The sequence below is a fragment of the Comamonas sp. B-9 genome, assembly GCF_000410635.1.
GTDB lineage: Bacteria > Pseudomonadota > Gammaproteobacteria > Burkholderiales > Burkholderiaceae_C > Comamonas.
This window is the reverse complement of sequence record NZ_APCR01000061.1, coordinates 1-11,143: the sequence shown is the minus strand read 5'-3', so window position 1 is coordinate 11,143 and position 11,143 is coordinate 1. Positions and strand designations below refer to the sequence as shown.

Sequence of the window (11,143 nt, the reverse complement as noted above, 5' to 3'; positions counted from 1 at the left end):
GGCCTCAACCGGGGCTGCTGGCGCAGCAGCCACTTCCAGCGCGTGGCCCTTGGTGGCCGCGCGCAGTGCATCGGCCATGGCCGAGTTCAGCACCGGCGCTTGGCCTGCAGGGCGCTCGCGGCGCTCCTGCTTGGGCTGGCGACGCGTATCACCGCCCGCTGCGGGCGCTGCCGCAGCTGGTGCCGGTGCGGAAGCATCAGAAGAGGTGGGGAGGGTCGGTTCGGTCATAAACAGAGGCTGGCGCCGAAAAAAGGGCAGACCCGCCAAGAGCAGCTGCACCGGTAAAAAGCAAAACGCCCTGGATCACCCAAGGCAAGACTGCAAGTATAACGAATCAAGCCCATCGCCCCGTAAGCAGCTGCACACCGCAGCAGGGCTTTAGAACGGACGCAGACAAGGCCAGCTGCGCGCTTGCATGGCAAAGCCAGGCCACCCAGCAGCCCCGGCTTTGTCCTTTGTCAATAAGTGCCCGGATACTCGCCCCCGTCGATCAGCCAGCTCTGCCCGGTCACATAGCCGGTGTGCTGCGATGCCAGGTAGGCGATCAGCGCGCCGACTTCTTCGGGCTGGCCAAAGCGGCCTGCGGGGTTGGCGGCCTCGCGGCTTTGGCGCACCTCGGCCGGCGAGCGGCCGCTTTGCTGGGCGAGCTTGTCGATGTGGCGGGCCTGGGCATCGGTGTCGAATGCGCCGGGCAGCACATTGTTGATGGTGACGTTGTGGCGCACCGTCTGGCGCGCCAGGCCCGCGACAAAACCGACCAGGCCCGAGCGCGCGCCATTGGACAGGCCCAGCTCGGCATGCGCCGCCTTGACGCTGCGCGAGACGATATTGATGATGCGCCCGTAGCCGCGCTGCTGCATGCCATCGACCACGCGGCGCATCATGTCGATGGGGCCGACCATCATCATGTCCAGCGCCGCGTGCCAGGTCTCGTCCGTCCAATCCCGGAAGTCGCCGGGCGGGTAGCCGTCCGAGTTGTTGACCAGAATGTCCGGCTGCGGGCAGGCAGCCAGCGCGGCCTCACGCCCCGCCTTCTGGGTGATATCGGCCACCACATAGCGCACGGGGCGGCCACATTCTGCCGACAAGGCCTGCGCCGCCGCCTGCAAGCTGCTTTCAGTGCGCGCGGCGATCACCACGTCCACCCCTTCCAGCGCCAGCTGGCGCGCGGCGGCATAGCCCATGCCCTTGCTGCCGCCCCAGACCAGCGCGGCCTTGCCCGTCAATCCCAGATCCATGGTGTGGTTCCTCAGCTTTGTTCGCTCAACTCGGCCACGGCGGCCGCTTCGTTCTGGAAGATGAAGCTGTCGCTGTAGATCTTGTCCAGCGCCGCGCCCGACAGCGCCATCAGCGCTTTCGCATCGGCAATCATAGAGGGCGATCCACACAGGTAGATCGAATACTCGGACAGGTCCTCGAAGTCCTCGGCAATGGCGTCCTGCACATAGCCGCGCCGGCCAGTCCAGCGATCGGACGGGCGCGAGAGCACCGGCACAAAGCTGAACTCATACAGCTGCCCCGCCCAGGCCGCGATCTCATCGAGCAAATACAGATCGGCCTCGCTGCGCATGCCCCAGTAGAAGTGGATCGGCGGGCAGTCGGCATCGCCCAGCAGCGATTCGAGAATCGCCTTGATCGGCGCAAAGCCGGTGCCGGTGGCGGCAAACACCATCGGCTGGGAGTCCTGCGCGCGGTAGTAAAAGCTGCCATGGGGCAGTTCCAGCTCCAGCACATCATCCACTGCCATCGTCGCCAGCAGGCCATCGGTAAAGCGCCCGCCGGCAATCTTGCGGATCTGCAGGCTGACGCGCCGGCCCTGCAGCGGTGTGGCCATCGAGAAGCTGCGGTGCGCACCACCGGGCAGGCAGATGTTCAGGTACTGGCCGGGCACATAGCGCAGGCCATGGTCCTCGGGCAGGTCGAGCGCCAGGTGGTAGATATCGGGCGTGTGCATGCGCAGCTCGGCCACCGTGGCCCGCACCCGGGTGGGTGCGGAGCTGTCCGGCCCGGTCGCGATGCTGATGACCAGGTCGGACTGCGCCCGGGCCTGGCAGGCCAGCGCATAGCCCTGGGCGTGCTCGTCTTCGCCCATGGCCAGCGGCAGCTCGCCATCGGCATAGGCAAACTGGCCCTCTTCGACCTTCATGCGGCAGCTGCCGCAGCCGCCAAAAGTGCAGTCATGGGGCAGCGCCACGCCCTGGCGCGTGGCGGCGTCGAGCACCGATTCATCGGCGCCCACGTCAAACGATTGCTGCGTCTGCAGCCACTGTACGCGGTAGTTCATCGCAGACCTCAGCTCGGTTGTCCCTGGCGCTTATTTCTTGATGTCGGCCTGCACCAGCACATCGGCGGTGGCGCCCAGGGGGTCTTTCAGCGCCTGCAAGGCGGCCACGCCACAGGCGGTGTCCTGCTCGCCATTGCCGCCCGACAGGCCCACGCCACCAATCACCTCGCCGTTGACGACAATGGGGTAGCCGCCAACGAAGACCGCAAACTTGCCCTCAAAGCTCCACTGGATGCCAAAGGCCTCGTTGCCCGGCAACGCCGGCCCATTGGGCAAGGTGTTGAACAGGTGCGTGGAGCGCTTGTGACCCGCTGCCGTGAAGGCCTTGTTCCAGGCGATCTGCGGGCCGGTGACGCGGGCGCCATCCATGCGCTCGAGCACCAGCGGAAAGCCGCCTTCATCGGTGATGCAGACCGTCTCGGTCACGCCAATTTCCTTGGCCTTGGCCAGTGCGGCCAGGGACATCACACGGGCTTCTGCCAGTTCCAGTTTCAGTGCGCTTTTCATCGTGTTTCCTCTTGCTGTCAGGGGTTCAGATACCGCGGTAGACGGTCTTGATCTGGGTAAAAAATTCCAGGCCGGCGCGGCCGGACTCGCGGAAGGTGGAGGTGCTGGAGTTCTTCAGCCCGCCAAAGGGCGCATTGACCAGGTTGCCGGTGGTCGTGCGGTTGATCTTGACGGTGCCCGCCTGGATCTCGTTGGTGAACACATGCATGTAGCGCGGGTTCATCGTGACGATGCTGGCCGACAGCCCGTACTGCGAGTCGTTGGCCTGGCGCAGCGCGTCGTCAAAATCGGCCACCTCGATGATCGCCAGCACCGGGCCAAAGATCTCTTCCTGCGCAATGCGCATGCTGTTCTTCACATCGGTGAACACTGCGGGCGACAGGTAGTAGCCATGGTCGAACTCGCCGCCGGTGAGCCGCTCGCCGCCGCAGAGCCAGCGCGCCTCGCTCTTGCCGATGTCGATATAGCGCTGCACGGTCTGCAGCTGCTTTTCCGTCGCCAAAGGGCCCAGGTCCATGCCCGGTGCCATGCCGTTGCCGATCTTGAGCTGGGACACGCGCGTCAGCAGCTTGTCGGTAAAGGCCGCCTTCACGCTGGGCACCACCAGGATGCGGCTGGTGCCGGTGCAGGCCTGTCCGGTGAGTGAGAAGCCGCCCTTGATCGCCAGGTCCACCGCCAGGTTGAGGTCGGCGTCCTCCATCACGATCAGCGGGTTCTTGCCGCCCAGCTCCATCTGCAAGCGGGTGGAGAGGTGCACGGTGCGGTGGATCTGGGTGCCCGCCGTCGTCGAGCCGGTGAACGAAATCGCGCGGATGGCCTGCGAATTGGTGATCACCGGCCCCACCTCGCCAGCGCGGCCGGTGACGCAGTTGACCACACCAGGCGGCACGCCCGCCCGCTCCAGCGCCTCGACCAGGCGCAGGCCCGAGAGCGGCGCATCCGACGAGGGCTTGAACACCACCGTGTTGCCGGTGATCAGCGCCGGCGCCAGCTTGCGCGCCGGGATGGACGCGGGGAAGTTCCAGGGCGAGATCACCGTCACCACGCCCAGCGGCTCGCGGTGGCTGAACACGTGCAGGTTGGCATCGTCCTGCGGGTAGGTCTCGCCGCCCAGGGTCTGGCCTTCGGTGGCATAAAAACGAAAGGTTTGCGCGCTGCGCAAGAACTCGTCGCGCGCCTGGCTCAGCTGCTTGCCCTCCTCGCGCGTCAGCTCCTGCGCAAACTGCTCCACGTTCTGTTCCAGGTAGCTGGCCGCGTCGTTGAGGATCTTGGCGCGCTTGCCAATGGCCAGCTTGCGCCAGCCATCAAAGGCTTTTTGCGCCGCCTGCACGGCCGCCTCGGCGTCAGCCGGGCCCGATGCCTGAAAACGCCCCACCACATCGCGGGTATCGGCGGGGTTGAGGTTGTCAAAGGTGCTGCCCAGCAGGCAGGGCACCCAGGCGCCGTCGATATAGTTCAGAAACGTTTGCACGGTGTCGGCCATGGTCGGAGGTCTTGGAGAGGTGGGGGGGTCGGTCACAGCGGCGGCCGCAAGGGTGCGCCGCTGCGCGGGGCAAGGGGGTGCCGCCAGGCTCAGGCGGCCAGCAGCTCTTCCTGCGAGATCTGCAGGTCCTTGGCGACATAGTCGTGGTAGAGCGCCGCCGTGTAGAGCAGGCGCATCTGGGCACCAATCTCGCAGATGCGCAGGCACTTGGCTTGCAGCTCGGGCGTGTTGGCGTGTTCCAGCACGATCTGGTAGCCACGCTCGCCATGGATTTCGTCAGAGACGATGTGCAGGTCAAAGAACTCGACCTCTTCATCGGTAAAGCCGTACTTGTCACGCAAGGTGGGCGTCTGCTTGCGGTAGATCGACGGCACCTGCGACTCCAGGCCCACGACCAGCCCAGCCACCGCAACCACCGGGTCTTCGCGCATCGCAATCGCATAGCACCAGGACTGCAGGCCGCGTGTGGTGGGCGACATGTTGTTGGGGTCGACCACGCGCTCACGCGTCGTGCCGCAGGCCTCGGCAAAGCGGATCAGCAGATCGGTGTGGCGGGCGCCACCAATCTCTTCCTCATACATATTGGCCAGCAGAAAGTCCTTGGCCTCCGTCATATGGTCCGGCGTGCGGGCATACAGATAGCCCAGGTAGTCGGCAAACGGGCCTACATAGTGGTAGTGGTTCTCGGCCCAGCGCGCCAGGTGCTCACGGCTCAGGCGGCCAGTGGCCCAGGCCACGCTGAAAGGGGCCTTGTTGGCGCTCTTGCCCTTGATGGCATTTTCAAGCGCAGCGCGGAATTCGTCGCGGTTCATCAATGTGCTGGTCATGGCGGGTTCCTCTGAAATGTTGGGGTCGTCGCCAAGTCAAACCGATCCAAGCGACGAAGTTAGAATACTGTATACAGAAAACATGGTCAATGTTTTCACACCCTCTTCCGCCTCAGTGCTTACCCCTATCCCCAGCAAATCTCAGAGCTACGCATTGTCATTTCACAGCCACAATACCTTGATATTCCATCGTTTTCAGGTGCACCCATGCAGCCCCAATTCCCTTTGCATCAGGTTATCCCTAATACAAGCACAACATCTGTTTGTATACAGTATACGTAATTGCAATGCGGAGAAGCCCATGCCCCAGATCACCTTTCACAAGAACGGACAGACCTTCCAAGGCGAGGTCAAGACCGGCGCCAACCTGGTGGTGCGCGCGGGGATCAAGCAGTTCCCCTATCCCCACCTGGCCTACCAGTGCGGCATGGGCAAGTGCGCCACCTGCGCCTGCAAGGTGCTGGCGGGGGCTGAGCATTTGCCGGCGCCGAACTGGAAAGAAAAGAAGCAGCTGGGCGCGCATCTGGACGAGGGCTTCCGCCTGGTCTGCCAGCTCTGGCCCGAGCAGGACCTGGAGCTGGAACAAGTGCCGCTGCCGGCCACCAACGCCGGTACCGCCAGCGCCACCCAGCCCGCAGGCACAGCGCCCGCCACCCCTGCAGCCTGAGGACCGCCCATGTTTGTGATCTTGACCAGCAAGCCCGGCCAGTACCGCACGCAGCCCAATGCCGACATCACCCTGCTCGAAGCCTGGGACTACCACTTCTGCGGCCGCCTGCTGGCCCGCTTTGCCGTGGGCGAGTTGCTGCGCGAGACCAAGGTGCTGGTGATCGAGGATGGCCCCGGCGGGACCACCAACCAGGTGCCATCCAAGTTTCTGGAGCGCTTTGACTCGCTGGAGCAAGCGCGTAGCGAGCTGCAGCACCTGTGCCAGTTCGGCGCGCTCGATGCCAGCCTGACCCCGGCACCCCTTACCGCCCCGCCTGCCACCCCATCCGCTGCCTGATTGCCCCGTATGCCCACCATCACCTTTGTCAGCAACGACAACAAGACCGTCGAAGCCCCGGAAAACAGCAACCTGCTGCGCGTGTCGCTGCGCGAGAAAGGTGGCATCCCCTTCAAATGCGGCGGGGGCCTGTGCGGCACCTGCAAATGCCGCATCGAGGAAGGCCTGGCCCACACCGATGCCATCAAGGCCAAGGAGCGCAAGCATTTCAGCGACGAAGAGTTTGCCGCCGGCCACCGCCTGGCCTGCCAGACCTTTGTCAACGGCGACATCAAGGTCAGCTGGGTGCCCCGGCCATGAGCACCTGGACCGCCATGGCCGAGCACCTGAGTTGGGGCCGCTACCTGGCCATGGGGCTGATGGTGCTCGCCGGTGCCGCCATGCAGGGCGTGGGCGGCCTGGGCTATGCGATGTTCTGCGCGCCGCTGGCGGCGATCTTCTTCCCCGAGCTGGTGCCCGGCCCGCTGCTTGCCGTGGGCGCGCCGCTGGCCTTGCTGGCTTATCTGCGTGAGCGCGATGCGCTCAACCGCCAGGTCGCGGCAGCCACCTTGGTCGGCCGCGTTATCGGCACCTTTGCGGCCGCCGGGCTCTTGGTGGTCTTCAGCGCCCATGCGCTGTCCATTCTGTTTGCGGTGCTGATTCTGGCCGCTGTCAGCCTCAGCACCCTGGGCTGGCGTGTGCAGCCCAGCACCACCAACCTGTCGATTGCCGGTGTGGCCAGCGGCATCATGGGCACCATCACCGCCGCCGGCGGCCCGCCGTTTGCGATTGCGATGCAGCACCTGGCACCGGCCACGATGCGCTCCACGCTAGGCGTGGTCTTTTTTGCTGGCACCATCGTCTCGCTCAGCGCGCTGGCATGGGTGGGCCGCATGGGCAGCGGCCAATGGCTGCTCAGCCTGGTGCTGCTGCCCTGGATGCTGGGCGGTTTTCTCGCCTCCAACCGCCTGGCCCGCCATATCTCCAAAGCCACCATCCGCCGCTGGCTGCTGGGCACCGCCGCCGTCAGCGCCTGCATCATCCTGCTGCGCGTCTGGCTCTGAGCGCATTCCCACGCCAACCCACCCACCCATCACCCCACCACACACCATGCTGCACATCACCGATGCCATGGTGGACACCCTGGTGTCCACCGACCAAGCCCTGCAGGCCATGCACCGCGCCTTTGCTGCCTTTGGCGCGGGCGAAGCGGCCATGCAAGCGCGCGAGCGCACCGATGCCGGGGGCGTCAAGCTCTCTACCCTGGGCGCCGTCATTCCCGCGCAAGGGGTGACCGGCGCCAAGGTCTACACCACCATTGCCGGCCAGTTCAACTTTGTCATCCTGCTGTTCTCGACCGAGACTGGCGCGCCGCTGGCCACCTTGGATGCCAATGCCATCACGCGCCTGCGCACCGCCGCCACCACGGTGCTGGTGGCCCAGCACCTGGCGCCCGCCAACGCGCGCCATCTGTTCCTGTGCGGCGCCGGCGTGCAGGGCCTCGCCCATGCGCAGCAGATGGTGCAGCACTTCGGGCTGCAGCGCATCGATGTGTTTGACCCCTATGCGCCCAGCGGGCTGGAAGCACGCCTGGCGCAGCTCACCGGTTTGCCCGAGGCGCAGATCCGCCGCGTGGCGCACACCCAGGGCGTGGGCGAGGCGGACATCATCGTCACCGCCTCACGCGCCAAGGAGCCGCTGTTCAACGGGGAACATGTCGCCCCCCATGCGCTGGTCGCCGCCATTGGCTCCAGCCTGCCCCACACCCGCGAGCTCGACGATGCCTTGCTGGCGCGCGCGCAGCTGATTGCGGTGGAATGGAAAAAGCAGGCAACCAGTGAAGCCGGTGACCTGGTGCTGGCCGACCCGGGCCTGGCGCTGGCGGACAAGCTGGTGGAGCTGGGCGATATCGTCAGCGGCCGCCATGCCATCGGCGCGCAGCCGGGCATCCGGCTCTACAAGGCCGTGGGCGTGGGTTTGGAAGATATTGCGCTGGCGGGTGTGGCCTACCAGAACTACCTGGCCAGCAAGGCCTAAGCGCGGGGCGCGGGCTCAGGGCTCGATGCCGGCCGCGTTGTAGATATGGCGCGCGGCCAGCAGGCCGGCCAGCTCGGGGTCGCCTTTGATCACGGCGCGCAGGATGGCGGCATGCTCTTCCCAGTTCTGCGGCGCACGCGCCTGGCTGCGCGGCGCAAACAGCACCTCGGTGCGGTCGCGCAAGGACAGCATCACCTCTTGCAGCACCGAGTTGGCGGCAATCTTGCCCAGCGCGAGGTGGAACTTCTGGTTCAGCACGGCCAGCACATCGCCATCGCCCGAATGGGCGTTCTTCGTGCCCTCGGCCAGCAAGGCCTCCAGCGCAGCAATCTGCTCGGGGTCATGGCGCTTGGCGGCCAGGCGCGCATTGAGCGCTTCCAGGGTGGCGCGCACCTCGACCAGCTCGCGCAGCAGATCGCCATGGAACTTGGCGACCGAGGCACCGCGCCGGGGCTCGATGATCACCAGGCCGCTGGCCGCCAGCTGACGCAAGGCCTCGCGCACGGGCATGCGCGAAACGGAAAACTCCTCGGACAGACGCTCTTCCACCAGCCGCTCGCCCGAGGCCAGCTCGCCCGACATGATCTTCTCGCGCAAGGCCTCCACCAGCTGCTGGGTCAGCGGCGAGTGGTTGAGTCCAGGTTTTTTGTCTCCGTTGGCAATGGGCATGAAAGTCGGTCCGTTCGGTACGTTGCAAGCCCCAGGCCAGCGCATTGGCTGCAACGCGCCGCTCAGGGTCGCGCCCAGTTTACATGCCCAGCCAGGGTTTGCAGCGTCTTTGCCTTGCCTTGTATACAGAAATCTGCGCTCAGCGCCGGGCGCGGCGGATCTCGGCCAACGAGCGCGTATCTTGCAGTGCCTGGGCCCACAGGCGGCCCGGCTCCAGCTCGGCCAGGCGCTTGGCCTGCCAGCGCACAAAGGCGTTTTCCACCGCCGACAACCAGCCCAGCGATGCCGGCAGCAAGGCTTGGCAGGGCTCACGCAGTACCAGCAGATCGTCTTGCTGGGCAACCACCGCTTGGGAAGCAATGTTCTTCATGGGATAGCTCCTGGATAACCTAGTAGTAACCCTAGTGTATCCAGTGTACAAATCCATGTCCTTGATCTGGATCCATAACCCTGCACTATCCAAGCCTTTGATGCGCCTCGCAAATCCCTAAAAAACAAGACTCTGATACCACCATAGCACCAGGCATGCAAACGCATTCATCGCGCAGATCCACCCTGAAATCCCCATCTTTGTATACGAAAACGGCGTTTCTTCACATTTAGCCCGGGTTTATCGCATGTTGCAATGCAATATTTCTGGTATTCCCTGATGATTTTTTGCTTCATTGTATTTAGTATACAAATTGGCTGTTAATCATTCTAAGGAGTAGCCACGATGGATCCGTCAGTCTCTATAGGCCTTGCGCACTGGGCCTACCTCGCCGGGGTGCTGGTCATCATCTTGACCATGGCCTTCCGTGCCAATGTGGTGGTGCCATCGATACTGGCTACCGTCGTTGTCGCCTTCGCCTGGAGCGGCAGCGCCATCACCGGGATAGGAAGCATATTCAGTGCCAGCATGGTGGCGGCCAAGGAGCTGTTCAACATCTTCCTGATCATTGCGCTGATGACGGCCCTGCTCAATGCGCTCAAGGACCTGGGCTCGGACATCCGCATGGTCAAGCCCTTTCGTGCGGTGATGAAAAACGGCCATGCCGCCTATTTCATCCTGGCACTGGTCACCTACCTGATCTCGCTGTTCTTCTGGCCCACGCCAGCCGTGCCACTGGTGGCAGCGGTGCTGCTGCCGGCAGCGATTGCGGCGGGCCTGCCGCCCATCGCAGGGGCGATGGCCATTGCGATTGCCGGCCAGGGCATGGCACTGTCGTCGGACTACGTGATTGGTGTGGCGCCGGGCATCAGTGCCAAGGCCGCTGGCGGCATCAGCGCGGTGGCGGTGGGCGACAAGGCCTTGCTGCTGTCCTGGGTGGTCGGCATGATTGCGCTGTTCCTGTCGTACTTCAAGGTGCGCAAGCTCATCGTGCCCAGCGACAACGCCCTGCTGGAGCGCTGGGAGCTGAACCCCACCAGCATTGACGCGCAGATGGAAGGTGCCGGCCCGTTCGACAAGGCCGAGATCGCCAAGGGCACCGCCCATGAGGGCGACCTGGGCACCAATTCCGAGCTCGAAGCCGAGCTGCGCAAGACCCAGCCGCTGGCCTCGGCCTCCAAGCTGTTTGCCGTGCTCACCCCGCTGGCCTTTTTGCTGGTGATTCTGGTGATGGTCGCGCCCAAGTTCAGCACCGCCGTGGCCGAGCTTAAGGGCGGCGATGCGGCCATGCTGATCGGCGGCGTCGCGGCACTGCTGATGATCTGGGCGACCACCGCAGCCCGAGGCTTTCGCAAGATGCTCGATGGCGCGGCCGACCATGTGACCGACGGCTTTGTGTTTGCGTTCAAGGCCATGGGCTCGGTGCTGCCGATTGCCGGTTTCTTCTTTATCGGCTCGGGCGAGACGGCCGGTGCCATCCTAGGCATTGCACCAGGAACCACGCCTCCCAGCCTGCTGTTCGAGCTGGTGCAAGCCGGCCAGCACCTGATTCCCGACAGCCAGCTGCTGGTGTCGTTCGGCGTGCTCATCATGGGCATGATCACCGGCATTGATGGCTCGGGCTTCTCGGGCCTGCCGCTGACCGGCACCATCGCCGGTGCGCTGGGCCCGGCCTCGGGCATGGATGTATCCGCGTTGGCGGCCCTGGGCCAAATGGGCTCCGTATGGACCGGTGGCGGCACCTTGATCGCCTGGTCCTCGCTGATCGCCGTCGCAGGCTTTGCCCGGGTGAATGTGCTGGAGCTGGCCCGGGCGCTGCTGATACCGGTGGTGCTCGGCCTGCTGGCCGCCGTCTTCACTGCTGTCGCACTCTGGGGCGGTTGAGATGACGCAATTGCCCCGCCAAGACCTGCCAGCCGCAGCCGGCGTGCTGGGCCGGGGCGCGATGCTGGCCACCGGCCACCCGCTGGCCGCAGCGGCC

Annotated in this window: 13 protein-coding genes and 1 pseudogene; 6 read left to right on the top strand and 8 right to left on the bottom strand. The window is 64.9% G+C overall.

Annotated elements, in window-relative coordinates; translation table 11 throughout:
* The 6 genes and pseudogenes from H928_RS25565 to H928_RS0100510 all read right to left on the bottom strand — a co-directional run.
* Nucleotides 1–228, bottom strand: a pseudogene (locus H928_RS25565) (hypothetical protein); the annotation flags it as partial.
* Between the two features lie 230 nt (nt 229–458).
* On the bottom strand, nt 459–1,238 hold the full coding sequence (locus tag H928_RS0100530) for an SDR family oxidoreductase (RefSeq protein WP_021024723.1): 780 nt from the start codon (nt 1,236–1,238) through the stop codon (nt 459–461).
* Between the two features lie 11 nt (nt 1,239–1,249).
* A complete protein-coding gene (locus H928_RS0100525; RefSeq protein WP_021024722.1) occupies nt 1,250–2,284 on the bottom strand; it encodes a 2Fe-2S iron-sulfur cluster-binding protein in 1,035 nt (344 codons plus the stop codon).
* Nucleotides 2,285–2,314: 30 nt separating this feature from the next.
* Complete coding sequence (locus H928_RS0100520; RefSeq protein WP_021024721.1) at nt 2,315–2,791, bottom strand: heme-binding protein; 477 nt, start codon at nt 2,789–2,791, stop codon at nt 2,315–2,317.
* Nucleotides 2,792–2,816: 25 nt separating this feature from the next.
* The gene (locus H928_RS0100515) at nt 2,817–4,274 is read right to left on the bottom strand and encodes an aldehyde dehydrogenase family protein (protein ID WP_021024720.1); all 1,458 of its coding nucleotides are present in this window, start codon (nt 4,272–4,274) and stop codon (nt 2,817–2,819) included.
* Nucleotides 4,275–4,363: 89 nt separating this feature from the next.
* Entirely contained in the window at nt 4,364–5,101 is a 738-nt protein-coding gene (locus H928_RS0100510; protein WP_021024719.1) for a TenA family transcriptional regulator, read from the bottom strand.
* A 301-nt stretch (nt 5,102–5,402) separates the two neighbouring features.
* On the opposite strand from H928_RS0100510, the gene H928_RS0100505 reads away from it, so the two are divergent.
* From H928_RS0100505 to H928_RS0100485, 5 genes are read left to right on the top strand one after another with little or no spacing between them, the layout of a single operon-like run.
* Nucleotides 5,403–5,768 (top strand): 2Fe-2S iron-sulfur cluster-binding protein, encoded by a 366-nt coding sequence (locus tag H928_RS0100505; RefSeq protein ID WP_021024718.1) that lies wholly within the window; start codon nt 5,403–5,405, stop codon nt 5,766–5,768.
* A 9-nt stretch (nt 5,769–5,777) separates the two neighbouring features.
* Nucleotides 5,778–6,107, top strand: coding sequence for a hypothetical protein (locus H928_RS0100500; RefSeq protein ID WP_021024717.1), 330 nt, complete (start codon nt 5,778–5,780; stop codon nt 6,105–6,107).
* Nucleotides 6,108–6,116: 9 nt separating this feature from the next.
* The gene (locus H928_RS0100495) at nt 6,117–6,407 is read left to right on the top strand and encodes a 2Fe-2S iron-sulfur cluster-binding protein (protein WP_021024716.1); all 291 of its coding nucleotides are present in this window, start codon (nt 6,117–6,119) and stop codon (nt 6,405–6,407) included.
* Nucleotides 6,404–7,150 carry a sulfite exporter TauE/SafE family protein gene (locus H928_RS0100490; RefSeq protein WP_021024715.1) on the top strand — a complete coding sequence of 249 codons (747 nt, stop codon included), beginning with the start codon at nt 6,404–6,406 and terminating at the stop codon, nt 7,148–7,150. Before H928_RS0100495 ends, H928_RS0100490 begins: the two co-directional genes overlap by 4 nt.
* Before the next feature lie 46 nt (nt 7,151–7,196).
* Nucleotides 7,197–8,123 carry an ornithine cyclodeaminase family protein gene (locus H928_RS0100485; RefSeq protein WP_021024714.1) on the top strand — a complete coding sequence of 309 codons (927 nt, stop codon included), beginning with the start codon at nt 7,197–7,199 and terminating at the stop codon, nt 8,121–8,123.
* 15 nt (nt 8,124–8,138) lie between these two features.
* On the opposite strand, the gene H928_RS0100480 is transcribed toward H928_RS0100485, so the two are convergent.
* Complete coding sequence (locus H928_RS0100480; protein ID WP_021024713.1) at nt 8,139–8,792, bottom strand: GntR family transcriptional regulator; 654 nt, start codon at nt 8,790–8,792, stop codon at nt 8,139–8,141.
* A gap of 139 nt (nt 8,793–8,931) precedes the next feature.
* Complete coding sequence (locus H928_RS0100475; RefSeq protein WP_021024712.1) at nt 8,932–9,162, bottom strand: hypothetical protein; 231 nt, start codon at nt 9,160–9,162, stop codon at nt 8,932–8,934.
* 345 nt (nt 9,163–9,507) lie between these two features.
* On the opposite strand from H928_RS0100475, the gene H928_RS0100470 reads away from it, so the two are divergent.
* Entirely contained in the window at nt 9,508–11,046 is a 1,539-nt protein-coding gene (locus tag H928_RS0100470) for a hypothetical protein (protein WP_021024711.1), read from the top strand.
* Nucleotides 11,047–11,143: the final 97 nt, after the last annotated feature.